Below are 26192 nucleotides of genomic sequence, written 5' to 3' on the forward strand. Positions count from 1 at the left end.
AGCATCGTGATGAGCTTAGCGAGCGACCTCTACGAGACGCTCTGATACCGACTTCTGTTCGACAGTCTTTTGCCTGCCAAGGAAGAACGCCGCGCACGCGCTGACGACAGACATGGCCGCGAGAAAAGCGGCAACGGCGTAGGCGGAATGGAACGTCTGAAACAGCCAGAGCGAAATCATCGGTGCGGGGCCGCCGGCAATAATCGACGCGCCTTGGTATCCAAGCGACGCACCGCTGTAGCGAATGCCGGGAGGAAACGACTCGGCAATGAAAGCGGCCTGCGACCCGTAGAGCGCCGCGTGAATGACCATGATGACGACCGTGCCTGCAATGACGGCGAGCGGAATCTTCGTATTGAGCAAGGCGAAGTACGGGAAAGCGAACAACATCATGCAGATGGCTGCCGACATGTAGGTCTTCCGACGGCCGATACGGTCCGCCAGATGCCCAAAGTACGGCAACGCGAAACACGCGACGACAGCAGCAATCAACACCGCGTTCAGGATGAACGCCTTGCCGAGGCCAAGGTTCTTCGAACCGTACAGCATGGCAAACGACGTGAGCATGTAGAACGCGGCCTGTTCGCCGGGACGGACGAGCGCCGAAAGCAATATCGCCTTCCACTCGGTTCTGATGGCTTCCCGAATCGGACTCCTGGTGCGATCGACCGACTGGTTGGCCTCGACGAAATCCCGGGTCTCCGGCACGCCCATACGAATCAGCAGGCCGAACACCAAAAGCACGCCGCTTGCATAGAAGGGAACGCGCCAGCCAAATTCCATCAGCGAGTCGCCGCTCCAGCGGCTGCAGACGCTCCACACGAGCACCGAGATAACGAGGCCGAGAGGAACGCCAACATTCGGCAACGACGCCATGAAGCCGCGACGCTTGCCTTGATGACTTTCCATTGACAGGAGGACAGCGCCACCCCACTCGCCGCCCACGCCGATTCCCTGGAGGAACCGAAGTCCGATCAGAAGCCAGCCGGCAGCGGGTCCAATCTGTTGCGAGGTGGGCAGTAACCCCACGAACAACGTCGCAACGCCCATCAAGGTCAGCGTGGCGACGAGCGTCGATTTGCGGCCGACACGGTCACCCATGTAACCGAAAATGGCTCCGCCCAACGGACGCGACAGAAAGCCCACGAAAATCGTGGCGAACGACTCCATGAGGCCTTCCGAGCTGCCGTGTGCAAAGAAAAGCTTCGGGAAAACGAGCGCGGCTGCGGTGCCGTAGATGAAGAAGTCGTACCACTCGATCGTGGTGCCAATGACACTTGCGATTGCTGCGCGGCGCTCGATGCGCTTTGAGTCCTTCGACCGGGTCGAGGCATCGGCCTGACCGAGAGGGGCGTTCGGGTGCATCCATGTCTCCAATCTTGAAAAATTTTGTCGAGGCAAATTTGTGTGCGTTCAGAACGAGGCTTCGGCTCGCATGGACACTGCACCGCCGGGCAGGCTCACCCAAACGACGAGTGGGTCGCCGTCTGGCGCGGCATTGAACTCCAATTCGTTGCCCAGCACCGACGGCTGAATGCCGCGATAACGAAAGTGCTTCAGGCGACGTCCGCTCACTTCCTCCGCGAAGCTCGCAAGGAGCGTTGCATTGAGGGGCCCGTGAATCACGAGATTCGGATAGCCCTCGACCGCTCGGCAGTAGTCCGCGTCGTAGTGAATGCGGTGGCCATTGAACGTCAGCGCGGAGTAGCGGAACAGCATCGTCGAATCGGGTTTCACTCGACGCGTCCGCTGCGGTTGGGGCATGTCCGTTTGCGCAGGCGTGGCGCCGCCCTTCGACGCTTCCTTGTAGACAATGTCGTGGTGCTCGGTGACAAGCACTTTCCCTTCGCGCACGACTTCATGCAGGACGGTCACGAAGACGAGTTCGCCGCTTCGTCCTTGTTTGTGCTCGACCGATGCGATGCTCGAACGCTTTTCAACTTCCGCGCCAAGCGGCAGGTCGCCATGAAATTCGAGCTTGCCCCCGGCCCACATGCGGTTCGGCAACGGGACGGGAGGCAGGAAGCCGCCTCTTGCGGGGTGCCCGTCTCGACCGAGCGCCGAAGGTGCGTCGCCACTCAGGAAATAGAGCCAATGCCAAAGCGGGGGCAATCGTGCGCCGTCGACGAAGTCGGACTGAGGCATTCCGAGGGTCGCGGCCATCAGTCGCGCGTGACGCGACGACAGGACGTCACGGTCGGACTGGCTCTTGCCGATCCATTCGCGGAGGTGGGCAATGTCGACGACGCTCATGCGAATTCTCCCACTTGTTTCGTGGCGAACTCGGCGCGAATCCGCTCGGTGTGTTCTCCCAACTTGGGCGCCGCGTCATAGTGTTGGCTGTCCCACGGCGCGCGAACTGCCGGCGCAATCATTCGCAATGCTTCGCCGTCGACTGTCATCGGCCACGTCCGCAACGCAGGGTGTTCAGCCATCTGGGCAACCGAGCGAACTTGACCGTACGCGGTGTTCGAGATTGACAGGCGTTGAAGTGCTTCGCTGGAGTCGACCTTCGCGAATGCGTCGGCAATCACCCGTTCGAGGGCTGCGCGGTTTTGCACGCGATTCGTGTTGGACGAGAAGCGCGCGTCTTCCGCCACGTCCGGTTGCTGGAGGAACGCCGAGCAGAACTGACGCCACTCGCGCTCGTTTTGAATGCTGATGACGATTTCGTCACCGTCCTTGGTCTTGAACGCGCCATACGGCGCAATGGAAGGATGCTTCAGACCCTGGCGTGCAGGTGCTCCATTTCCGTAAACGTGGTGTACGTAGGGGATCGTCATCCAGTCCGCCGCACCGTCGAACAAGGAAACCGAGACACTCGATCCCTTGCCGGTGCTCGAGCGAAGCGCGAGAGCCGACAGCACGGCAATGGTCGCGTTCATCCCCGCGCCAATGTCGCAGATGGAAACGCCAACGCGCCCACATGCATCCGGTGCGCCAGTGATACCCGCCAGACCGCTTTCGCACTGCACGAGAAGGTCGTACGCCTTGAGATGGCTCGCAGCGTTGTTCGTGCCGTAGCCGCTGATATCGCACGTGATCAGACGCGTGTGCATTTCACGCAGTCTTTCACTGCCGAATCCGGCTCTATCCAATGCGCCGGGGGCCAGGTTTTGAACGAAGACATCGGCCTCCGCGATAAGCCGATGCAGGAGTGCGGCGTCATCGGCGTCCTTGAAGTCCAGCACGACCGATTCCTTGCCGCGATTTGTCCAGACAAAATACGACGATTGACCGTTCGCGGCCGCGTCGTAGCCACGCGCAAAATCGCCTTCCGCGCGTTCGATCTTGATGACCCGCGCCCCCATTTCCGCCAGGCGTCCTGTGCACAAAGGCGCCGCCAGCGCTTGTTCGATGGAGACGACGACGACGCCGGCGAGTGGCTTCGCCGAGGATGCTTCACCCACTGATGCGACCATCACTGCCTTCCCGAGTTAGGTTGATGGCTACCAGTATCGGAAAACGCGGCGGTCGATTACAGCGAGATTTCACGAAAGGATCGTTCGGGATTAACGAAATCGTGCAATGCAGCAATTTGCGTACCGCAAGCTGGCGAGTGCTGCTGTGCTATAAAGCCGGCGTCATCTTCGCCAAATTCGAACACGATGAGCTATGACTTGACTGACCTGAAGGTGTTCGTCGCCGTCGCCGAGGAAGGCAACGTCTCGCGCGGCGCCGAACGCTGCCACCTTGCGCCATCGTCTGCGAGCCTTCGCGTGAAGAATCTTGAAGACTCGGTAGGGGTGACGTTGCTGAGTCGGCATCCGAGAGGCGTCGCGCTGACGGCGGCGGGCCAGGTTCTCGTGGAGCACGCACGGCGTTGTCTCGCTCAACTCGACCAAATGCGCTCGGATCTTTTGCCTTTCACCCAGGGAATGACCGGGCACGTCACCGTATTCGCCAACAACAACGCGATCAGCTCCCATCTGCCGGACGACCTCGCTCGTTTCTTCGCGGCGTTCCCGAGCGTGCGCATCACACTGGAAGAACGACTGAGTCACGACATCGTCGCCGCGGTGGTGGCCGGTAGAGCGGATGTCGGTGTCGTGGCCTTGGATTCCGGGCATTCGGCGCTGCGATTCGTACCGTACAAGAAGGACCAGTTGGTCTTGCTCGCGCCTGTGACGCACGCGCTCGCCAGGCAGAGCGAAGTCAGCTTCGAGGCGTGCCTGGGCCAGCCGTTCATTAGTCTGCAATCAGGGGCTGCGCTGCACACGTTTCTGGTGAACCATGCCTCCGCGCTGGATGGACGACTCGACATTCGCGTGCAGGTATCCGGTTATCGGGCTATCGCTCGCCTCGTATCGTCGGGAGCTGGAATGGGTATCGTTCCGCGAACGGCGATCGAATCATCGGATGAGGGAAAGATCGCGGTCATCCCGCTGATTGAGCCTTGGTCCCAGCGCAACCTGCACGTATGCGTACAGCGCAGTCCGGCAGAGAAGAACCTGTACCGAGACAAGTTGGTCGGTATGCTGTGCCATGCTTCGGAGTGATTCGCCGAAAAATAAAAGAGCGCATCCCAAGCGTTATGCGGAGGCGATCCATTCGCGCTCGTCGTCCTGCACATCGTCGAACGACGTGCCGATTTGCCAGCGTCTCGATCGGGATCGGCAAGCGCCGGAAAGCTTCCGATCCCCCAACACCTTCAGTCCACGCCAGTTTGGCAGCTTCGTCGCGAAGCGCCTTCGTATCGACCGCTCGTGGAATGCGATTCATCCATGCCTCCGTTTCCCGATTCTACGAAACGTTGGCTTCCATTTTTTCCGACCGGCCTCACTCAGCCCTCCGTGACGGCTCAGAGATCCAGCACCAGCCGTTCGCCGCGGCATCGCGACACGCACGGCATCATGCAGTCGTTGCGGGCCTTTTCCGCCGCGCTCAGGAACGCATCCCGATGATCGGGCGTGCCCTCGAGCACGGTCGTCCGGCATGCGCCGCACACGCCCGCCTCGCACGACGTGGCGACCGCGATGCCGTGCTCGTACAGCACATCGGTGATCGACTGCCCCGGCGGTACGAGCAGCGCACGCTGCGCGCGCGCGAGCTCGATCCGGAACGCGTCGGCCGCGCCGTCGGCAGGCTCCGCGGCTGGCGCGGAAAAATACTCGTGATGAAGCCGCGCATCGCCGAGCGCCGGGCGCGCGATCGCGTCGACGGCCGCCATGAACGGCGCCGGTCCGCAGAAATACAGATGCGAGCGCGAATCCATCGCGCCGACGATCGTCGCGATCGCGTCGCGGGTCGCGTCGGGCGTCAGCCCCGTGTGCACCGTCGCGACGTCCGCGAGCCGCGACGCGAGCGTCGCCCCGTACGCGGCCGCGTCGGCCGAACGCACGAAGTAGTGGAACGCGAGCGGCCGCCCCGCGCGCATCAGGCTGTGCGCCATCGCGAGTAACGGCGTCACGCCGATCCCGGCGGCGAGCAGCACGGCCGGGCTGTCGTCCGGCGCGAGCGGGAAGTAATTCAGCGGCGCGCCGATCCGCAGCACATCGCCTACCCGGATCGCATCGTGCACGTGCGCGGAGCCGCCGCTCGACGCCGGCTCGCGCTTGATCGCGATCTCGTACACGCCGCGCTCGACCGGATCGTTGCACAGCGAATACTTGCGCGTGAGCCCGTCGCGCAGATGCAGGTCGATATGCGCGCCGGCCTCGAACGCGGGCAGGGGGAGACCCGGCGCGTCGCTGACGAGCCGCAGCGAAATCACGTCGCACGCGACGCGCTCGCGCGCAATCACGCGCGCGGCAAGCAGATCGTTTTCGATCATTGGATTCACCGTTCAGGAAAACTCACAGCAGCCCGATCAGCCGCCACCACAACGCATTGATCGGGATCACGAACACCACGCCCAGCAGCGCCGTCGCGATGCAGTACCGGAGCACCGCCCTCCGGTCCAGCTGCGCGAGCGCGTTGCCGAACACAATCGGCGGCGACTGGTACGGCAGGACCGTGGTCGCATAGCCCATTACCTGCGCGAGCAGGCCGGCCTTCAGGTGCAGCCCCTGCGCGAGCAGGCGCGACACGATCGGCACGTATAGCGCCGGTTCCGCATTCGACGTGACCGCGAAGCAGACGACGATCGACAGCGCGGTCAGCGCGAAGTACATGAGCATCGGGCTGTCGCGCAACGCGTCGAGCGCGAGCGTGTCCGGCACGCGCATGTCGAGATGGTTGACGAGCGCAGTCAGCCCGATGATCGCCGCGATGAACCACAGCAGGTCCATCTTCAGCGTCGCGGTGAAGCGCTCGAGCTGTGCGGGCGGCGACGTGCCGAAGTAGACGAGCGCGAAGCCGAGCCCGACCCAGCCGGGCGCGATGCGATGCACGGCGTCGGTGAACCAGAACGCGAGCGTGATCGCCAGCAGCACGATCGCGTGCCATTCGCGGCGGCCGAGCGCGACGCGCGCCGCCGGTATCTCGACTTCGCCGACCGTATCCGCGAACAGCCACCAGGACGCGAACACCAGCACCGCGCCGCGCACGATCACGCCGGCCGGAAAGAACAGCAGCAGATACTCGGAGAAGCGCAGATGCATCCCGTGCGACTGCTCGAGAATCCCCGCCATGATCACGTTCGGCAGGTTCGCGGGCAGCACCGCGGCAGCGAGCTCGTACGAGCCGACGATCACGAGCAGCAGGATGCCGCGCCGCCCGTTCGCGTGCGCGCCGAGCTTCACGACGTCGCAGTAGCCGATCGCGATCGGAATCAGGATCGCGATCCGCCCGAACGTCGACGGCATCACGAGCGACAGCAGGAAGCTCAGGATCGCGAATGCGAGCAGCGCCTTCAGATACGAGCCGCCGATCCGGCGCGCGAGCGCGATGCCGATCCGTTCGCTCAGGCCGCTCTCCTTCAGCGCGAAGCCGATCGCCGCGCCGCTGAACACGAGCCAGAACGCGCTCGACCCGAAGCCGGAGAAGATCTCGGCGGTGGGCACCGGCGTGCAGGTCGCCGCGAGGAAGAAAAACAGCAGCGACACCCACAGGCTCGCGACCGCGCCCGTCGCCCACAGCACGATGCAGGTGAACACGATCGCGACGATGCGTGCGTCGCCGGCCGACACCGTGCCGCGCGCGCCGAGCGCGGCGACGCTCGCGAGCCCCGCCGCGAGCAGCGCGACCGTGACGCGGCCGGCCGTCAGCATGCCGGCGCCGCGGCCCGGCCCGCCGAGCGCACCGCCGCTCAAGCGCGCATCACCGGCGAGTTCGCCGGGATCTCGTACTCGACGTGCGACTCGTCGAAGATGTCGCCGAATTCGCGCTGCTGGCGGAACGTCGGGTCCGGCGCGCAGCTCATCGGCAGATAGCCGCCCATCCACGCGCGCAGGTCGGTCACGTCCGGCGCGCCGCCGTACACGTTCGCGACCGGCCGCTCGCCGCGCGCGACCGCGTCGATCTGCTCCTGCAGCATCTGGCGGAACATCACGATGCCGCGATCGGACGCGCCGAGGTTCTCGCGCGAACGATCGAAGATCGGGCCCTGCGTCTCGACCGCCATCGCATCCTGGCTCATGAACGTGTCCATCAGGTAGCGGCCCGCCGCGTCGGTGCGCGCCGGCTGCCGGACGATCTTCGGCGCCTCGTGAGCGGGCGGCTGCGCGCCGTCCGCGTTCGGCGTGAACGACACCCAGACGATCCGCGTCGTCGTATCGTCGACCGGCACGCGCCAGTGCATCTCGGTCATGATCCGCAGCATGTTCGGGAACACCATCAGGTTGCCCCAGCCGCGGCCCTCGCCTTCGTATTCCCAGCTCTTCACGATGCCCCAGTCGAAGCGCTGGAAGCCGAACCGCTTGAACGGCTTGCCGAACCCGGACGCGTCGCGCATGCCGAGGCGCTCGAAGTATTTCGAGTGCGTATAGAAGGTGTGCGTGACGTCGACCGCGTTTTCCTGCACCTGGAACCAGTTGCACGCGAGATCGTCCTGCACCTCGAAATGGCGGAGGCCGTCGTTGCGCACGAGGATGTCCCAGTTCGGAAACGCGGGCTTCTGCTCCGCCGGCCCCATGTAGGCGAAGATCAGCCCGCCGCATTCGTGCGTCGCATAGCTGTCGATCAGCTTCTTGCAGACGCGGCTCGCCTTCGCCGATTCGAACGGCCGCTCCACGCATTCGCCGGCCGCGTTGTACTGCCAGCCGTGATACGCGCAGCGGATCGTGGCTTCCTCGACGAAGCCGTACAGCAGCGATGCACCGCGATGCGGGCAACGCTCCTGCACGAGCAGCACGCCGCCGTTGCCGGTGCGCGCGAGCACCAGATCCTCGCCGAGAATCCGCACGCGTTTCGTCTGGCCGGCTTCGGCCAGCTCCGACGAATAACCGACCGGATGCCAGTAGCGACGCAGCAACTCGCCGCACGGCGTGCCGGGCCCCACGCGGGTCAGCAATTCGTTGGTGGCGTGGTCAAGCATGAATACACCTCTCTCTCAGGTTGTAGCGGGCTGTATCGCCCCGGAGACGGCTGCGTACCGGCGAACCCTCGAGTCGCGATACGTCCGTCGATAAATCTATTTTTTTAGACTAAATAAAGTGAAGGAAAAATGCAAGGCGGGAAAATCCACAATTTTCAGCCCGTCATCGCCGCCGCATCACCAGAAATCGGTCGATGTGTATAATTAAAAAGACGAACGGTGCGCGCGATCGCCGAGATCGACACGCCGCGCGTCGGCCAACCAGGAGGACAAGATGGCGATCATTGGCGTGATGGGCTCGGGCAAGAACGAATGGCCGGAGTGGGCGACGCCGCTCGGAACGTGGATCGCCGCGCAAGGATTCGACCTGCTGACCGGCGCCGGCCGCGGCGTGATGCTGTCGGTCGCGCGCGCCTACGCGACGACGCCGGGGCGCCGCGGCCGCTCGATCGGCATCGTGCCGAGCGAAGCGCACCCGCTGTTCGGCTTCGTGCCGATCGCCGGCTATCCGAATCCGTTCATCGACCTGCCTATCGTCACGCCACTGCCGCGCAAGGAAGCTGACGCGCCGGACGACGCATTGAGCCGCAACTACGTGAACGTGCTGACGAGCGACGTCGTCGTCGCGCTGCCGGGGAGCAAGGGCACGCTCGACGAGATCCGCCTCGCGACGCGCTTCGCGAAGCCGTTGATCTGCACCGGGCCCGCGAGCGCGTTCGATGGCGTCGCGGCCGGCACGCGCATCGTGTCGGCGCTCGATGACGTCTATGCATTCGTGCTCGCGCACGTGAACCGCGCGGCGGGCGGCGCAGGCGCACACGTTCCGTCGGCGTGAACCGCACGCGTTCCGGCTCCACGGCGCGTCGGCCGCCATCGCTTCCCGTCGCTTCCCGTATTGCCGGTCACAGCCGCGCAATCGTGTCGGCGAGCACGCGCACGCCCAGCATGAAATCATCGATCGACATCGCCTCGTGCGGGTTGTGCGACCCGTGATCGTTGCGCACGAACAGCATCCCGCTTGGCACGCCCGCGTTCGCGAACAGCGCCGCGTCGTGGCCCGCGCCGCTCGGCAGCGTCGCATACGGCACGTCGAGCCGCGTGCACGCGTCGGCAAGTGCGGCGCGCAGGGTGGCATCCATCCGCGCCGGCGCGCTCGCCAACCGCCGGTCGAAATCGAATCGCACGCCACGCTCGCGCGCGATCGAATTGCATTCGGCGATCAGCAATTCATGGAAGACGTCGAGCGTCTCCGTGCTCTCGCTGCGCGCCTCGAAGCTGAAATGCACCTGGCCGGGAATCCGCGAAATCGAATGCTCGTCCTGGTCGGTCGACACGATGCCGGTCGTCACGACGAGATCGATGTTGCGTTCGAGCAGCCGGCGCCAGTGCTCGTCGAGCCGCGTGATCAGCTCGGCGACCGCGAAGATCGCGTCGTGCCGCAGGTCGCGCGGCACCGCGCCGGAGTGGCCGGCCTCGCCGATGCAGCTGATGGAGTTGTGCCGCACGTTGCCGCGAATGCCGGACACGACCGCGACCGGCAGCCCGCGCGCGACCATCACGGGCCCCTGCTCGATGTGGAGCTCCAGATACGCATGCGCGCGCCGCACGTCGAACAGCGGCTTGCGCGCCCGCACCGCGTCGATGTCGACGCCCGCCGCCGCCATGCAATCGGCCAGCGGGCGGCCGGCGCTGCGATGCTTCATCGCGAGATCGTCCGGCGTCAGCCGGCCGAACAGCGCGCTCGATCCCATGTAGGCCTTGCCGAACCAGGCGCTCTCTTCGCCGCGCAGCGCGATCACGTTCAACGGGTGCGGCGACGCGCGGCCGCCGCGCCGTTGCGCGACGAGGCACAGCAGCCCCGCGACGATGCCCGCGAGCCCGTCGTAGTTGCCGCCATGCGGCACCGAGTCGAGATGCGAGCCGACCCAGATCGCACGCGCATGCGGGTCCGCGTCGGGCAGGCTGAAGACCAGGTTGGCCGCACGGTCCACGCGCACCGCGATGCCCTCGCGTTCGGCGTGCGCCGCCAGCCGCTGCGCGGCCGCCGTTTCGCTGTCGCCGTAGCTCTCGCGCGTGACGCCGACGCCGTCCGCCGACAGCACGCGGATCTCGTCGAACCACTGCTCGGCGAGCGCCGTCAGTTCGGCAAGCGGCAGCGCCGCCGCGTCGTGCACGTCGAGGTCCGCTGGCGCGTCCGGCCTGTCGGTATGCGCGTTCATCACGCCCCCGCCGTCGTGCCGCGCGCGCGCGCCGGCGCCGCGCAAAAGCGCTGCCAGCGCTCGCTCAGCGCCGCGTCGAGCCTGACCTGCCCGGTCAGCGACGCGATCGCGCCGACGCCCTCGTCCGCGCAAAACTGCTCGAGCCCGTCGATGATCGTGCGCATCACGCCCGGATCGCGGAACGACGCCGTGCCCACCTGCACCGCGCTCGCGCCGGCGAGCAGGAACTCGATGGCGTCGGCGGCGCTCCGGATGCCGCCGCAGCCGATCACCGGAATCGACACGGCGCGATAGCACTGGTGGACGAGCCGCAGCGCGATCGGCTTGATCGACGGCCCGGACAGGCCGCCCATCACGTTGCCGAGCGACGGCCGGCGCGTGCGCACGTCGATCGACATGCCGAGCACCGTGTTGCCCATCACGATCGCATCGGCGCCCGCGTCCTGTGCCGCTTGCGCGATCTTCGCGATGTTGCCCGCGTTCGGCGTCAGCTTCACCCACAGCGGATGCCCGGTGCGCATGCGGATCGCGTCGACGACCTGCCAGGTCATGCCCGCGTCCATCCCGAACGCCATGCCGTCCGCCTCGAGATTCGGGCACGAGATGTTCGCCTCGATCGCGGCGACGTCCGGCCGCGATAGCGCCTCGCACGCGCGCGCGAACGCGTCCGCCGTATCGGCGGACACCGACGCGACGACCGGCGTGCCGTGGCCCGTGTACGCGGGCAGCACGTGCTCGAGATAGTCGTCGATGCCGCGGCTCGGAATGCCGATCGAATTCAACATGCCGTCACCCGCGTCGGCGACACGCGGCGTCGGGTTACCCGGGCGGCTGACGGGCGACACGCTCTTGATCACGAGCGCGCCGAGCCCGGTCAGGTCGAGCGCATCGCGATACTCGATCGCGAAACAGCCGGATGCCGGCATCACGGGATTGCGCAGGCGCAGTTCGCCCACGCGTACGCTCAGGTCAGCCAACTTCCACCTCCCCCTCCGTCACCACGTCGCGAATCGCGAATACCGGGCCCTCGCGGCACACGCGCCGGAATGCGCGGGTCGCGCCGTCGTCGAACATCCGCACGCACGACAGACAGACGCCCATCCCGCATGCCATCCGCTGCTCGAGCGCGACCTCGCCGCGCATCGACGGATGGTCGGCGAGCACGCGCTGCAGCAGCGCGAGCAACCGTTGCGAGCCGCACGTGTAGACCGCGTCCGGCCGATCGCGCGCGATTCTCGCGCGCAGCAGCGCGTCCACGTTCGCGACCGCCGACGAGCCGTCGCTGTCGAACACCGCATGCACGTCGGCCGGCGCGCCGCGCAGGAATTCCGCGGTCATCAGGTCGTCCGGCGTGCGCGCCGACATCACGACCGTCAGCGCGAGGCCCGCCCGCGCCGCGCGCTGCACGAGCGGCGCCATCGTCGCGAGACCGACGCCGCGCGCGACGAGCAGCAGCCGTCGCGCATCGGCGTCGAGCGTGAACGGGCGACCGAGCGGCCCGACGATCGACAGCCGCGCGCCGACGCCGAGCTGCGCGAGCGCACGCGTGCCTTCGCCGGTGACGTTGTACAGGAACTCGATTTCGCCAGCGCCGGGGCCGACGCCGTACACGCTCATCGGGCGCGGCAGGAATGGCCGATGCAGATCGCTGACGGGGCAGACGAGCTGATAGAACTGGCCGGCCTGCGTGACGCTCGCGAGCGGTGCGTCGCCGCGCACGCGCAGATAGCGATAGCGCCGGTTCACCGCGCGATGCGCGACCACGTCGCACGCGTGCGTGGCGACCGTGGCCGCCCACGGCTGCGCGCAGGCGCGCGCCCCGTCGATCACGTCCATCGTTCTCTCCTCGTTACGGTTGGGCGGAGGCACGCGCGTCAGTCGAGCGCGCGGTCCTTCAGTTCCGGAATCAGCGTGACCGTGACGATCATGTCGAGCACGTAAAGCGCGGCCAGCATCGCGATCGCGATCTGAAACGAATAGCGCGCGGCGAGCGCGCCGACGACGAGCGGCCCGAGCCCGCCGATCGCACGGCCGACGTTCCACAGCACGTTCTGCGCGGTCGCCCGCACCGCGGTCGGATACGCTTCGGACATCAGCGTGCCGTAGCCGCCGACCATGCCGTTCACGAACATGCCCATCAGCGCGCCAGCCCACAGCATCGTGGCCGGGTCCGTCAGCCGCGAATACACGAATACCATCGCCACCGCGCCGAGCTGGTACAGCAGGAACGTCGGCTTGCGGCCGATCCGATCGGCCAGATGTCCGAACAGCCAGACGCCGGCCATCATCCCGAGCACGGTCACCGCGGTCCACACTCCGGATTTCGTCAGCGAGAAGCCGAGCTGCTTCGACAGGAACGTCGGCATCCAGATCATGATCCCGTAGTAGCCGAAGTTCTGCACCGCGCACAGCACGACGATGCCGATGCTCGTGCGGGTCGTGCGCGCATCGGCGAACAGCAGCCGGAAACGCGCGCCCGTGCGCGCCGGCTGCTGGCTCCGGACGAACACTTCCGGCTCGTGCAGCTTGTTGCGCAGCACCCAGGCGACGATCGCGGGCAGCACGCCGATCGCGAACATGCCGCGCCAGCCGACGCTCTGCAGTAGCAGCGGCGTCAGCAGCGACGCCGCGAGCACGCCGCTCTGCCAGCCGAGCGCCACGTACGACGACACGCGGGCGCGCTTGGCTGCAGGCCACGCTTCGGCCGCGAGCGCCATGCCGATACCGAATTCGCCGCCGAGGCCGATGCCGGCGATGGTCCGGTACGCGAGCAGATCCCAGAAGCCCTGTGCGAACGCGCATAGCCCGGTGAACACCGCGAAAAGCAGGATCGTCCAGGTCAGCACGCGTACGCGGCCGTAGCGATCGCTGAGCGTGCCGAAAATCACGCCGCCCGCGACCGCGCCGACCAGCGTCCACGTGACGAGCGCCCCCGCCTGCTGCGCGCCGAGCTGCAGCGACGCCGAAATTGCCGGCAGCATGAAGCCGAGGATCAGCAGGTCGAAGCCGTCCATCGCATAGCCGATGGCCGAGCCGGCCAGCACTTTCCACGCGTAGCGCGACACCCGTTCGGGCGGTGCGCCGGCGGGCGCGGCCGCGGAGGATCGAAGGTTCGCTTCCATGATTGTCCGTATCGTGAGGAGGAAATATCGATGCCGGCGGTCCGTTTCGCGGTCGTTTGTCGTTTTTTCTAGACGAACTGACCGCGACCCGATCGTCGGCATCGCACAGCTTAAGGGCGCGGCCCGGGCAGATTCGCGCCGGCGTCGCGCATCAGACGACCAGTTCCTTCGACACCTGCGCGGCGAAGCCGTTGAGCGCCGCGAGCAGCGCGTCGTCCGAGCGCCCGCTCGCATCGCTCAGCCGCCGCGCGTGCTCGCGCAGTTCGGCGAGAAACGCCTGCACCGTCTCCGTGCAGACCGCCACGCCCTCCTGCCGTTCGGCGAACGTCGCGGCCGCCTGTGCGAGCAGCACCAGCGCCGCCGATTCCCGCCCGTGCGGCGCCGCCGCGTCCCGGCAGCGCGTCGCGAACCGGTGAATGTCGGAAAAGCCGACGACGTCCTGTGCCAGCCACTGCGTGGCGTCCATAAGGTTCATGCTTTCCTCCTCGTCTAAATATTTAGACTACCCGCATCAAAAACGGAATGCAAGCGTCCGATGTATCGGGGTAAACCGCGAAGCCTCGCATCGCGATGCCTGCGTCAGAAACGCGTGCGCAGGCCCGCGCCGTACGTGATGCCGGTCGACAGCCCGCCGACGTGATCGACCTTGATCGCCGAATAGAGGTCGGTGCGCTTCGACAGCAGATAGTCGTAGCCGAGCGCACCGGTGCTGCGATGCGCGCCGTCGGCGAGCGCCCCGCTCGAATGCGTATACGCGTAGCTCGCCAGCAGCGAACCCACGCCGATCGGCACGCTGACGCCGGCCTGCAGCGTATCGCCGTGGAAGTTGCCGCGCTGCGCGCGGTTCGCGACGTTCATGTACTGCGCGAACAGCTTCACGACACGCCAGTCGTACCACGCGCCGACCTGCACCGTGCGCTGGCTCGACAGGCCCGGCGCCGCGGCGAGCGCGCCGTCGAGATCGCCAGGCGTCGCGCTGAAATTCACGTACTGGAAGACCACGGCGGCCGCGAACGCGCCGCGCGCGTAGTTCGCGTTGACGCTCCATTTCTTGGCGCCGTTCCGGCCGGCCGTATTGCCGAGTGCATACAGCAGCCCCGCATTGAAGCCGCCGAACGTCGGGCTCGTATAGGCGAGCGCGTTGTTCCACGCCGAATCGCCGACCACGCCCTCGGCGCCCACGCCCTTGAACGTGTGGAAGATCATCGGCGAGAACGTGTACGAATTGAACAGCGGGTTGAACTGGATCGTCGCGAGATACAGCGGCGTCGTGATCCGGCCAAGACGAAGCTGGCCGAACCGCGTCTGCAATCCCGCGTACGCATTGCGCGAAAACAGGCTGTCCCCGGCGTAGCGGCCGTACGCGCCGCTTTGCGGTTGAAAGTAGCTTTCGAGCACGAAGAACGCCTTGTTGCCGTTGCCGAGATCCTCGCTGCCGCCGAGGCCCCAGAACGACGTCGTCATCCCGCCGCCCGACTGCACGAGCGCCGTGCGAGCGCCGGGTTGCTTCACCGAACCGACGAAAGCGTCGGCAACGCCGTACAGCGTCACGCTCGACTGCGCGTGCGCGAGCGGCGCGATGCCAATGGCGCCTGCCGCGCCGGCCATCAGGAATCCTGCCCGAAATCGGGCGCACGGGGTGCGCAACGTCATGCTTTTCTCCTCCCGGCGCAATGGGCCGGCACGTGGGAATGTCTGGAAGGTGCGATGCCTCTATCGCCGACACGTCTGCGCGCGCGCCGTTCGTCCAAATATTTAGACGGCGTGCCCGCGCACGGACACGGGCCGGTCGCAGGCCGTTACCGCGCACAAGACGAGCGCAAGCCGCGGGTGTGCGAGCATCCGTCGTCGGCTACGTTAAAATACCCGATACAAAAAAATAGACAAACATCGATCTTCGCGATGCCCCCGGCAGGATGGCGGCGCGGTCGCGCAACCGGTGTCTGTCGATTTTTCACCCGCCACCTAGAGGTACTTCATGTCCACCGCCGGTTCCCGAAAAACACGTCTGCGCGGCGCGCGCTTCGACTTCGACAGCATTGGCGAGCGCTTGCGCGCGTACCGGATGGCTGCCGAGTTGCGCAGCGAGGATGTCGCCGAGCGCCTGAACATCTCGCGCGCGGCGGTCTACAAGCTCGAACGTGGCGAGATCGTCAAGATCGATACGCTCGAGCGGCTCGCCGCGCTGTTCGGCGTGTCGCTCGCGAACCTGATGGGCGTCGAGGTCGAGTATCACGATTCGGCGATCAGCTATTTCGAGCGCATGCGGCAGATCGAGAGCCGCTCGCAGCGGATCTTCGCGCATTTCGATCCGTTCTCGTTCCTGCTGACCTCCGACGATTACGAAGGCTGGCTGCGCCAGATGCTCGAGGAAAGCATCCCGCCGTCGCTGACCGATGCCGCGTGGCGGCAGACGCTGTCGAAAGTGATGGCGATCCTCGCGGACCGGAAAGCCGCGTTCCGACGCGCACCGCTGAACGTGACGAGCCTGATCGGGCTGCGCCAGATCGAGCAGTTCCTGCACCACGGCCTGGTCGGCCGCCTCGGGCTGCCGCCGGGCGTGCAGCTCGAGCGCAAACTGGCGGCGCGCCGGGAAGTGATGCGAATCGTCGGGATGCTCGAGGACGATGCGAAAGGCGTGCGTATCGGCATCGTCAGCGACAACCTGCCGAACGAGACCTTCCAGATCTTCGAGGACGACGACAGCGCGCATATCGCGGTATCGCCGTTCCGGCTCGGCGAGCTGCCGAACATCCGTACCGGCATCGCGACGATCACCACGTCGGCGGATGCCGTCGCGATGTACCGGAAGATGATCGACCGGCTGTGGACCGATTCCACGAAGGGGGCCGCCGGGGCCAGGCTGCTCGCCGACCTGCTCGACCGGGCGTAGTGCGGCGTCGCATCGACCATGCGCGGTCCGGTGGACCCGCATCGCGTGCGTTCCTGCACCGTTCTTCCTGACCTGGCCCCCTGAAGTTTCTACATAAAAACCGTCAAACTTCCGCGTCCACACGCGCATCGGCCGCCCGACGTGATGCGCGACCGCGATCGAACAACGCTCACATCCCGATCCGATTCGATCGGCAAGCCCAAGTCCGGATTCATCACGCGGCTCGACGAACACTAAAAAGACAATAAAAACCGCGTCTCGAACAGAGGCTCGGCCACCGTCGGCGGCTCACCCGCTCGATGGCCGTAACCAGCCGGCGCTTCGGCAAATTCCAGCGCACCTCGACGGACCATCCCGATCATCACGTTTCATTTAACTTTGAATTGTGGCTGTGTACCGAGGCAATGCCAGCAAGGCTTTGCACTCCGGCCCCCAAAGCCAAACTTCCCTTACCCCAGTCTGAACACTAAAAAAACACTAAAAGGCGGACGCGGGTCGGGGGCGTGACGCGCCTGATCGCGCTCACACTTCCGATTTCGACATTCATTGTGATGTTCTCGATCGGCTCTATGCTGGGGCACGCGATGCCGAAGAACGGGATCGCGGCCTTTCTGACGCTTACTGTTGCATACCTCGCAGCAACGGTGTTCACCGTAACCGCCTGGAACGAAGACGGTCCATTGAGAGAGCGCGATCGGATCGTCTTGATCGCTTCCGCAACCGTCAGCGTGGCGCTGGGCCTCCTTGCCGCTTCGTACTTCTGGGTTATGTAGCCGGTGGACGGAGTAACGGCACGGAAAATCAGTCGGATATGGTCTTTCATCTAGGGACCCGTATTAACAATTTCGCTTATCTACGCAAGCGCGGCTGCAGCTGACCTCTATCCGGCCTACCGTGACCCTGCGCTTATGTTAGTGGCCTCAGCTTGGCTTTCCGTTCCGGTATCGACGGTCATCCATGAGCTTGGGCATCTGCTGATGGGGATCGCATTCGGCGTACCCGTTTCGGAGCTCAGACTTGGTGGTGGAAAGCAGCGCTTGGTCCTTCAGTTCGGCCCGAATTTCCGGCTCCTGCATGGTTGGTTACCATTCACCGGTCACGTCGAATTCAAATGGTTGCCGATATCCCGGCCACGGCGTGTCGCGGTGTACGCTGCAGGCGTGGGTGCAACGTTTCTGGCAGCGGCGGTAGTTTGCGTCTTTCCTCTCCAGGGACAGACGGCCTCACAAGCGGGGGTCCTGCTTGTTGTCGTTCTGTCAGGGCTCGAGAACCTCGCAACGCGCCATCCAGAGATTGGTCGTTGGTCAGATGGAGAGGCGATGCGGGGACTGCTGGCGTACAAAAAAGCTCCCTGAGCGCGATTGGGAACCCGCGCACAGTCAGCGAAGGCAATAACGGCGCGGCAATCCAGGGCGAACTGCATCGCTATGTCGCCATCCCCGATCCTGGTCGCTGCCATCGATCTGGATCAGTTCGCCCAGGCACGCCCGGCGCGCTCGCGGCTGATACACCTTCGGCGGTCGTTGCCGGCGCGGAATCCACAAGCCAGCGTCCGTCATCAGCTTCCTGACTGGTTTCCTTGGCCAGCCGAATGCCGTGGCATTCCAAGAGCTTCTCGCAGGCCGGCGTCGGCCCAAAATCGGCGTAGCGATCGGGGATGAACGACAGCGCCCGGTCGGCGGCTCCCGGGTCGAGGCGACGATTGCCAGGCTTCGCTCGGTGTCCAGACACCAAATCCGCCGGGCCATGCTCACGCAGCCGGGCGACCAGCCGGCGAGCCTGCCGCGTCGTCAACTCCAGCCGTGCTGCCGCACACCAAAGCGGACATTTCAATCTAGCTGCTACAACAAAAAATTCGCCAGATACAATTATGTAAAATGAATTCCTAACGAAATCAGCAGACAGTGGGCGCGTGTGGAAAGGAATGGTTCAGCCCCTGCTGTGAGCCGCCGGATTTCGGTGAGCTACCGAAGGTGACCCGCCGGCTCGAATTCATTGCGGAATCAAGAAGCGGTCTCGATTTCTGGCCTTGGCAATCCACGAAGGCGGCTTGCCTAGACCGCTCCAGGTGGCGCCGCTCTTCGGATTCTGATATTTCGGTACGGAGGGAGTACGCAAGTGCAGAGGCGCCGCGAATGAAGGCATCCCGTGCCATGGTGTCACACCAGAAGGCGTCTATCTACTTACGGTTACGCTCTTCGCCAGAAGAACAATCCAACCTCCATATACAGGCTCGATTTCAAGGAAGACTTTCTCGCCGCGCTTGATCGCAGCGATCTCGCGCTCAACTGCCGGTAGCCAGATGGCCTCATTCATTTGGTCACGGGGTACCCCTGACAGCAGAAGCGCTAGCGAGGTCCGATAGTCATTCGGATCACTCATTAAGTCCCATAGAAAAGCCCTGTCAACGATGCTCTTGTCGCGGAACTTTTCAGCGACAAAACGCTCCACTCCTTTCGCAACTAGGGTGAAACGCTGCTTGGCTTGTCCGCGGAAAGAAATGCTGACACCATTATCGTCCTCGGTCAGGACGATCCCAGTGACATGCGCTTCTACGAAATCAGAGAAATCGATCATTGGTGAACTCCTGTTTGTCATGGCCTGCGGGGCCATGGAGAATAAGGGCGCCCTGGCTCCTCGCGCTCTCCCCCCGGCCACTCATGCACATGGTCGACCTCATTGCCTTGATGCGGTTTGTCATAATCGCGCAGTGGCAAGCCATCCGGTCCGTATTCACGTCCTCGACGCGGCCCCTCAATCCAACCATTCTCGGGACCCTCATCGGGAGGATTTTTTGGCCTATTAAACGTCGGCCCATTAAACAGATCCATGAACCAGTTCGGAACACCTCCTGTATCAGGACTGCAACCCGGCGCAGGCATTGGCGGCAGAATGGGAATTGGAATTGCCTGCAACCCCGTCGGGTCGCTGAACTGCACCGGATCCCCACTGACATAAGCGTACAGGTTTCCTTCTGAGTCGCTTGTCTCGCCACTCGGATCGCGTGAGAGCCATCGCCCCGTCACGGGATCGTAGGCGCGGAACATTGTCAGGTACAGACCGCTATCCGCGTTCGCGAACATCCCCGCATATCCATAGTCGGTCAAGGGGGGATTCGATTGCAACGCGGCACCGTATGCGTCATAGTCGTAAGCCGGTGCGCTACCGCTCGTAAAGGCCCGTCGAACTGATCCGATTTGATCGACCCCGTAATAGGCGTATTGCGCCGGACTCCCCGGTTGGAATTCGCCCTCCGCGTAGTAGCCGCGTGTCACGGCGTTGCTGATGCCTCTTGCTTGACAAGGACGCAGACCACACCAGATGTAGGAAGTCGTTACCGTTCCGCCAGCGCCCGCGGGCGTACTGCTAATTGATGTTCTGCGTCCCAGCCCGTCATAGGTGAAACTGGTCGCCTTGCCAGACTGGCCAGGATACGCGATCGCGACCAGTCTGTTCTCGGCGTCCCAACTATACGTGCGCCCTCCATCCGATAGGAGATTTCCGTTGGCGTCGTACGTCAAAGGCTGGCTTGCTGCGGGCGGATTTGACAGCGTCGTGAGTTGGTTGAGCGTATTGTAGTTCGCTGTCTGCGTCGTCGCGCTTGACGGATAGGAAATCGTTGCGTCACTCGTTTGAGTGGTGCCCGTCGTCATGTCCTCGTCGTTTGACGTATATTGAAACGTTGTGTACTGGCCAGACGACAATCCGGTCGTATTGACACCGGAAAGACGCCGATCACCCGAATTCGGAAGATAACTCCATGTCGTTCCGAGCGAGGCACCCGCAAGCTGGCGTGACGCGATCTGACGGGTCTGTCCGAGGTAACCAAGTGTGAAAGAACCCAGATCACTTGCATGGGTCACCGGTCGACCAAGCGCGTCGTACTGGAAAGTTTCTGGCCCCGCACCTGCAACTGTTCGGTTGCTCAATCTACCGAGCGCGTCATAAGCATAGGAGATTGTCCCGCTCGCAAACGGCGTGCTCTCCTGCTGACGTTGGAGTGCGCCGTATGTTCCGACTGGCACGTAGCTATACTGGTTCGTGCCCGTACCATCACTCATCGACACGATGCGAGGCCAATACGCATCGTAGGAAAACGAAACGTTCGGCGTCGGATTTACCGCACCGGTGTATGTGATCGCCGTAACCGCATTGTCCTTCGCATAATTGAATTGCTTGGTCTGTCCGAGCGCGTCGGTAATTGACTTCACGCGACTCGTCGTATTCTCGTAGGTATAGGTGACCTTGCTTGTATCCGCGTAGGTTTTCGTCGTTAATCGGCCTTGCACGTCATAGTCCCAGCTTGTGACGTTACCCTTGGGATCCGTTCGGCTGACAAGCCGCCCGCTTGGATCATAGTTCAGAAGAGTCTGTTGACCGCCCGGATCGACTATCGAGGTCCGTCGACGATTCGCATCGTAGGTATAGCGCCAGACGCGACCAATTCGATCGGAATATGAAACAAGGTCCAGCTTGTCATATGTGAACCTCTTGTACGTCCCATCGGGGTAGGTGACCCGCGTAACACGATCGGCATTGTCGTAGCTATACGATACTTGCCAGCCTTCAGAGTCGGTAAAAGTCGCAACGCGATTGAACGTATCGTACGTATAGGATGCCGAGGTTACCCCGTTGGCATTCACAATCGATGTCAGATTTCCGTTCGGATCGTATTGATAACGCGTTGTCTGACCAAGCGGGTTAGTCTTCGCGGTCAACTGTCCCGCCGCGTTATACGCGCTAATCGTCGTCTGCCCCGCCGCATCTGTATGTACGATCGGGCGGTGCAGATAGTTGTAGGTGTACTGGTCAACGGTTGTCCGAGCACCAGCTGTCGTCTGCACCACTGCAGCTAGATCGATCTGGTTTGGAATGCTGAACCCAGTTACCCGGCCTACTGCATCACTCGATTGGATCTGGTTGAAGAAGCCGGAAGTGTCATATGACGCTTGCGTCAGCTGGGTTGAGCCGTCATCCAGGACGCGGCCAGTCGCTATGGGGCTACTGTAGATTCCCGCGGCGATACTCTGGGTCTGCCCTGGATAGGCGAACCAGATGCGATTCTCGAGCGGATATTTGATACTCTCGATCGTGGTCGACTTTGTTGCGGCCCCGCCCGACACGTGGGCAAAATGCGTATCCCGTGCCTTCGTGTAGTCGCAGCCGCCCGTCGGAGTACACCCCGCCGTGACGTATGCACTCTTGTCCCAATGGAAGCTGCTTCGATACGAAAGATACTGGTTGGTCAAGGTAATCGGCATACCCTGCGGCACGGTGGCAGCCGGATCGCTGTCCGGTATCGAGGCCGGCTCCACCCACTCCTCCCTCTCGTGATAGCCTAACGGATCCGTTACATCGACGAATCTCGGTGGCCCACTCGAGGTCGGCGCCGTATACGAAAAACTCGTCGTGCCGTAAGGCGTCGTCATTTTGTTAATCAGTGAGTTGGCGTCGTAGCCGAAACTCGAAGTTAATCCGATGACGTCTGTAATCGAGGTGAGCCGGCCAGAGTTGTCGTAACGCAGAATTGCACTGCGCCCGAACGGATCGGTAATTTGGGTGACAGCCAACGGCGACGAGGGCCGTCCATATGCGAACGTTGTTTGCCTACCCGTCGCATCCGTAATCGATGTCAATCGCAGACTACTGTCATAGTTGAGCGTGACCACATTCCCCTGCGGGTCAATCACTTGGCTCAGGAAGATTCTCCGCGGATACGCGGCGCTACCATTGGACTGCGAGTAAACTTCGACGCCGCCGTTCGCGAGCATGCGACGGTAGGTGATGGGCGATTGCGATGCCAGCAGCAGTATCGAGCCGTCATCACTCTGCTGAGTGAAGCGTCCAGTGCCAGCACTGTACCCGGTATAGTAGTACGCTCCTCCGCCGGGAAGGTAGCGTGACACGTTCCCGCCCGCATTTGTCGGGTCGTCAGTCACGTAGGTTAGCCAATTCAATGTCCACTTCTGACCAACGTTGAAGAATGTGAAATTGGCGGGCTGGCTGTCTTCGCGCTGGTTGTACGTCACCTTCACTTTCATCGACGGGCCGATTGGTGGCACGTAACCGACCGGGGTGTCCGACAGCGTAACGCCGACTGTCCCTTCCTTGATGTCATAGCCACACATCGGGCTATTGCAATTGTTCGGTCCGTTGTTGGCGGTCGGATCGTTGGCGTCACCCGGTTGGGTCGCGCTCGTGGGCCCCTTTCCCCAAATGGACTCGGCCTCACCCTTGGCGACAACTCGCCATCCCGGCTGCAGCGGCGTACTAGATGGAATTAGGAAATAACCGCTCGCTTCGGCATCAAGAGCCTTGTCTTTTGCCCATAGACCGTCACCAGGGAACACAGGATCCTGCACGTGATACCGGCCATTGGCGCGACCAAGGATCGCCCCATAATGTCCGACCTTCCAATGAACAATCGACGGCACCGGAACCGCTTGGCCTGGTTGGCGGTACACGACACGAGACGCAAACTTCGCGTTGCCGGCGAGCTGCTCGAGCTCCGCCAGATTCGTCCCGTTTGAGCCCGCTCGGTAGTATTGCAGCCGGTCTGCTTGCCGATTGTGCGAGTTACGCGAGAGGATCATCAGCCTCAGCGCGACCGGGCCGCAATTGAATAGGTGCCGCGGATCCTTGTTCACCAGAGCCAGTTGCTCATGTGCCTGTTGGATTCGCTCGGTCGCGGATCCCGCGATCGCACGGTCGCCCATGTCATCGAAGAGATTCGACAGGTTTTGCATTTGGCCCAGCGACGCATACAACGCGGCAAGCTCAGCACCCGCGCGATCGACAACCGCCTTGGCTTGCGGATCGTTCGCCCGCTTGCCGAGCGCCCATGCCTGCTGCCAGGCGTCGATCGCCTTCGATAAGAAGCCATCGTGCAGATAGGCAAAGCCCAAATTCGCGTAGATGGCCGGTGCCCAGCCGGAGTGTGGATAGTGCGCGAGAAACGTCGTCAAACTGCGGATGTCATCTGGCTCGCTGCGGGCCCGATACGTCGACAATGCGTTCGACAACGCACCATCTTCGGTCGGTGTTGTAGCGCCAGCGCGTACAAGCGGCTCGGCCAAGCCCGCGACGCGAATGGCATCGGAGCCGCCAGATTGGATTCCCCCTGGCAAAACTTGCTCCGGGTGCGATTGCCCGTGGCCCGCGAGCGGCAAGAGTGCAAAGACTGTGGCGAGGAGCGCGACGACGTATCGCATATTCGTTATTCTCATACCCAACCTCGGATGTCTTGTCCGGAAACGGCGGCTATGCAGCCGTTATCTGAAGGCAATGTCTTCCGTTTGGCAAACGGAGTAGCGAAGCAAGTAGGGTTAGGAGGGTGTCCAGGGTACGCAACCCCATACTCCGGTCCCCCACGTCATTGGGGGCACCCCATTGCCCGCAGTATTGGTTTGAGAGGTCCGATTCCCGTTGGCATCATAGCTATAGACGACGCAGATCCCATTGTCGTATAGCGCGGTCGTCACTCGTCCGAGCGGATCGTAGGTGTACTGCGTGGTGGCGCTCGCGGCTTCTACGGGCACGCTCCCGAACAGACCAAAGACAATCACCGTGAAATAGATTGCGAGTTGCCAATTTCTGGAGAACATGCGCCGCCTCCAATAGGATTGACCGGAGCATCATCACGGTCAATTTCCGACGGTTGGATGGTTATCAGTTCGGTGCTGTAAAGCTGAACGACTGAACGAGCATGATGGATTGCCCTTGTGCCCAGACGCCAAGCCCCACCATGTCCAGTCCCCCGCCAAGTGCGGTCAGGAACGTGCCAAGTGGCTCAGAACCTCCGGGCACGGGAACCCAATCGTATCCGTCCGAGCTGACATAAAACGTGAGTGTTGTTCCATCGTTCGACACGCGGAGCCAGGGTGTCCACGCTGCGGCCGACGCTGGAAAGCCGCTCAGCGTTTGGGACCAAGTGGTGTTATTCGTCCACCGTTGCGCGATGAGTTGGGCCGGCCAAGCTGTGCCGGAATTGTAGTAACCAAAAAATATCATCCGCCCGTTCGACGAATTACGCAGCCAAAAGCCTGCTTGGTTATTCGATGCCTGAAAAACGGGCACCTCGATGCGCATATAGACGTCCCATGGCGCGTCTGGTGCAGGCTGCTCGAGCGATTCAACATTGGATGTCGCATTGACTGGATTGAGGATGAGAGATGCCTTGCCGTCTGTCGCGACTGCTGAACCTTGGTTATTCCAGGTGAATTGAGCGATCTTCGGAAGCGTCCGTGCAGCCTCAACAGCGTTCCCGCCAGTGGCCGATATAACACCACCGCTCGATACAATGGTGTGTCCGTCGACTTTGGTGACACCGAACTGCGCCGAGGATGCCTTGTTGCAGGTTAGGGTCGTCGTCCCCGATGTGGAGCAATCGCCGGACAGGTCGCCGCTGGTGATGGACTTGGGGCCAGAAAATACCGCCAAATTCCCGCTCACGGGAGCACCTGAAGACGCCACGGCGGCATTCGCGCAACCCGCCACCGTATTGAAATTATCCATCACCTTAGACGCGTCAGCAGTCTGGCCGTTGACCAACTGGTTTGGCAGCGTACATTGTGCTTGTCCCACGGATGGGCCGGCACCCGCGATGAGAAAAATAAGAGAGCCGATAGTCGCGAAAAGACGTGATGTCATATTCGATTCCCCGTGCCGCACAACGTTAGTGGTGAGAGAGATTAATGCGATCCGCCGTGTGTGGGCGCGGCGAAATTTCACATCCGTCTCAGTTGTGTTTATGTCTAAACTGCGGGCGCCTGCCTCTCCGTTGCTGGCCAGTAACAAGCGGAGCAGGATTTGTGTTGATTATGATTCTAAGTGGGACCCTAGTCCAAGAAATAGTCTAGTCCAAAATTGGAGAAATTCCCATGTTGTGCCTGGGCGGACAGGAAGGCCAGAATTTTCCAGATATTGCCGGGGCGGACATTTGGTTTGCTTCCGACGCGATTACGGAAAAATTGTAGCGAACTCGGGAGAATGGTTTGCCAAATCTGAGTTTGGTTGCTACCTGTACCTTGCGCGATAGATCGGCCGTGCTGGGGGCCGGAAATCTCCATGTCCGACCGGGATTAATTCTGGTCCGGGGTCAGCGGTACCTCGCAACGCTGGCACGATCTCACACACCACAGGAACTGAAATGCGGGACGCGGTCGGCGCCGAGCGGACTGCACGACCAGCTCGACATCTCGTGTTATCCGTCGTCTTGCCCAACTCGAGCGCTGCATTGATGCCGCGTTCGGTTGCCAGCGGGACCTCGACACACAATTCGTGTGGGGGTTTCGTTGATGAAGCCCCAAAGCACAATCAGCTGGAGTAGAACAGCCAGCCCCATGCACCGAGCCGCGACCCATGCGCAGGGCCTGGAATGCCGCGTGATACTGCAATACGCGTTCTCCTGCTTTCTGTCGGGGCATTGGCAGCGACAAGGTCTGGGCGACCTTCACACGTCGGGGCAGTCCGAGCCAGCGCGCGAGAATATTGAGCGTGCGCTCGTGAGGTCAATTGCGATCGGCTATCTCTCCATCGCGGAT

21 protein-coding genes and 2 pseudogenes are annotated in these 26192 nt (G+C 63.0%); 6 read left to right on the forward strand and 17 right to left on the reverse strand.

Annotation, left to right across the window (positions count from 1 at the left end; genetic code table 11):
• Positions 1 to 15: 15 nt before the first annotated feature.
• Genes KR541_RS35345 through KR541_RS35355 form a run of 3 tightly spaced genes read right to left on the reverse strand, consistent with a single transcriptional unit; the run spans position 16 to position 3422 of the window.
• Positions 16 to 1365 (reverse strand): MFS transporter, encoded by a 1350-nt coding sequence (locus KR541_RS35345; RefSeq protein ID WP_050016098.1) that lies wholly within the window; start codon positions 1363 to 1365, stop codon positions 16 to 18.
• 48 nt (positions 1366 to 1413) lie between these two features.
• Positions 1414 to 2253 (reverse strand): HTD2 family dehydratase, encoded by an 840-nt coding sequence (locus KR541_RS35350; protein ID WP_050016099.1) that lies wholly within the window; start codon positions 2251 to 2253, stop codon positions 1414 to 1416.
• Positions 2250 to 3422 carry a CaiB/BaiF CoA transferase family protein gene (locus KR541_RS35355; protein ID WP_050016100.1) on the reverse strand — a complete coding sequence of 391 codons (1173 nt, stop codon included), beginning with the start codon at positions 3420 to 3422 and terminating at the stop codon, positions 2250 to 2252. The genes KR541_RS35350 and KR541_RS35355 overlap by 4 nt, the downstream gene beginning before the upstream one ends.
• 23 nt (positions 3423 to 3445) lie before the next feature.
• Here KR541_RS35355 and KR541_RS35360 point away from each other — a divergent pair, with 23 nt between their 5' ends.
• Together KR541_RS35360 and KR541_RS35365 are read left to right on the forward strand one after the other, a co-directional pair.
• On the forward strand, positions 3446 to 3619 hold the full coding sequence (locus KR541_RS35360) for a hypothetical protein (RefSeq protein ID WP_160300523.1): 174 nt from the start codon (positions 3446 to 3448) through the stop codon (positions 3617 to 3619).
• A 1-nt stretch (position 3620) separates the two neighbouring features.
• Complete coding sequence (locus KR541_RS35365) at positions 3621 to 4499, forward strand: LysR family transcriptional regulator (protein WP_244138001.1); 879 nt, start codon at positions 3621 to 3623, stop codon at positions 4497 to 4499.
• 302 nt (positions 4500 to 4801) lie between these two features.
• Here KR541_RS35365 and KR541_RS35375 read toward each other — a convergent pair whose 3' ends face one another.
• Genes KR541_RS35375 through KR541_RS35385 form a run of 3 tightly spaced genes read right to left on the reverse strand, consistent with a single transcriptional unit; the run spans position 4802 to position 8416 of the window.
• Entirely contained in the window at positions 4802 to 5773 is a 972-nt protein-coding gene (locus KR541_RS35375; protein WP_050016105.1) for a PDR/VanB family oxidoreductase, read from the reverse strand.
• A 22-nt stretch (positions 5774 to 5795) separates the two neighbouring features.
• Positions 5796 to 7193 (reverse strand): SLC13 family permease, encoded by a 1398-nt coding sequence (locus KR541_RS35380; RefSeq protein WP_050016109.1) that lies wholly within the window; start codon positions 7191 to 7193, stop codon positions 5796 to 5798.
• A complete protein-coding gene (locus KR541_RS35385; RefSeq protein ID WP_050016111.1) occupies positions 7190 to 8416 on the reverse strand; it encodes an aromatic ring-hydroxylating dioxygenase subunit alpha in 1227 nt (408 codons plus the stop codon). The genes KR541_RS35380 and KR541_RS35385 overlap by 4 nt, the downstream gene beginning before the upstream one ends.
• Positions 8417 to 8690: 274 nt before the next feature.
• On the opposite strand from KR541_RS35385, the gene KR541_RS35390 reads away from it, so the two are divergent.
• Entirely contained in the window at positions 8691 to 9251 is a 561-nt protein-coding gene (locus KR541_RS35390; RefSeq protein ID WP_050016115.1) for an SLOG cluster 4 domain-containing protein, read from the forward strand.
• A 67-nt stretch (positions 9252 to 9318) separates the two neighbouring features.
• Here the strand turns inward: KR541_RS35390 and KR541_RS35395 are convergent, their stop codons facing one another.
• The 6 genes from KR541_RS35395 to KR541_RS35420 form a co-directional block, all read right to left on the reverse strand.
• Positions 9319 to 10635, reverse strand: a complete 1317-nt coding sequence (locus tag KR541_RS35395; RefSeq protein WP_216090199.1) for a hydantoinase/carbamoylase family amidase — start codon at positions 10633 to 10635, stop codon at positions 9319 to 9321.
• The gene (locus tag KR541_RS35400) at positions 10635 to 11612 is read right to left on the reverse strand and encodes a dihydroorotate dehydrogenase (RefSeq protein ID WP_176016397.1); all 978 of its coding nucleotides are present in this window, start codon (positions 11610 to 11612) and stop codon (positions 10635 to 10637) included. Before KR541_RS35400 ends, KR541_RS35395 begins: the two co-directional genes overlap by 1 nt.
• On the reverse strand, positions 11605 to 12471 hold the full coding sequence (locus KR541_RS35405) for a dihydroorotate dehydrogenase electron transfer subunit (protein ID WP_213346789.1): 867 nt from the start codon (positions 12469 to 12471) through the stop codon (positions 11605 to 11607). Before KR541_RS35405 ends, KR541_RS35400 begins: the two co-directional genes overlap by 8 nt.
• Before the next feature lie 38 nt (positions 12472 to 12509).
• Positions 12510 to 13757, reverse strand: coding sequence for an MFS transporter (locus KR541_RS35410; RefSeq protein WP_050016119.1), 1248 nt, complete (start codon positions 13755 to 13757; stop codon positions 12510 to 12512).
• A 151-nt stretch (positions 13758 to 13908) separates the two neighbouring features.
• A complete protein-coding gene (locus KR541_RS35415) occupies positions 13909 to 14232 on the reverse strand; it encodes a hypothetical protein (RefSeq protein ID WP_011660795.1) in 324 nt (107 codons plus the stop codon).
• A gap of 104 nt (positions 14233 to 14336) precedes the next feature.
• Positions 14337 to 15410, reverse strand: coding sequence for a porin (locus tag KR541_RS35420; protein WP_050016121.1), 1074 nt, complete (start codon positions 15408 to 15410; stop codon positions 14337 to 14339).
• 325 nt (positions 15411 to 15735) lie between these two features.
• On the opposite strand from KR541_RS35420, the gene KR541_RS35425 reads away from it, so the two are divergent.
• From KR541_RS35425 to KR541_RS37100, 3 genes are all read left to right on the forward strand, one after another.
• Positions 15736 to 16650, forward strand: coding sequence for a helix-turn-helix domain-containing protein (locus KR541_RS35425; RefSeq protein ID WP_050016122.1), 915 nt, complete (start codon positions 15736 to 15738; stop codon positions 16648 to 16650).
• Positions 16651 to 17153: 503 nt separating this feature from the next.
• Entirely contained in the window at positions 17154 to 17423 is a 270-nt protein-coding gene (locus KR541_RS35430; protein WP_050016127.1) for a hypothetical protein, read from the forward strand.
• Between the two features lie 135 nt (positions 17424 to 17558).
• Positions 17559 to 18005, forward strand: a complete 447-nt coding sequence (locus tag KR541_RS37100) for a site-2 protease family protein (RefSeq protein WP_221624147.1) — start codon at positions 17559 to 17561, stop codon at positions 18003 to 18005.
• Between the two features lie 93 nt (positions 18006 to 18098).
• Here the strand turns inward: KR541_RS37100 and KR541_RS36885 are convergent.
• The 5 genes and pseudogenes from KR541_RS36885 to KR541_RS35450 all read right to left on the reverse strand — a co-directional run.
• Positions 18099 to 18522, reverse strand: a pseudogene (locus tag KR541_RS36885) (ISNCY family transposase); the annotation flags it as partial.
• Positions 18523 to 18642: 120 nt separating this feature from the next.
• Positions 18643 to 18765: pseudogene (locus KR541_RS35435) on the reverse strand (H-NS family nucleoid-associated regulatory protein); the annotation flags it as partial.
• Between the two features lie 60 nt (positions 18766 to 18825).
• Positions 18826 to 19227 (reverse strand): hypothetical protein, encoded by a 402-nt coding sequence (locus KR541_RS35440; RefSeq protein WP_050016129.1) that lies wholly within the window; start codon positions 19225 to 19227, stop codon positions 18826 to 18828.
• 17 nt (positions 19228 to 19244) lie between these two features.
• Positions 19245 to 23861, reverse strand: a complete 4617-nt coding sequence (locus KR541_RS35445) for an RHS repeat-associated core domain-containing protein (protein ID WP_160300524.1) — start codon at positions 23859 to 23861, stop codon at positions 19245 to 19247.
• Between the two features lie 457 nt (positions 23862 to 24318).
• The gene (locus KR541_RS35450) at positions 24319 to 25299 is read right to left on the reverse strand and encodes a hypothetical protein (RefSeq protein WP_124631880.1); all 981 of its coding nucleotides are present in this window, start codon (positions 25297 to 25299) and stop codon (positions 24319 to 24321) included.
• Between the last annotated feature and the right edge of the window lie 893 nt (positions 25300 to 26192).

Source organism: Burkholderia sola (assembly GCF_905400185.1).
GTDB lineage: Bacteria > Pseudomonadota > Gammaproteobacteria > Burkholderiales > Burkholderiaceae > Burkholderia > Burkholderia sola.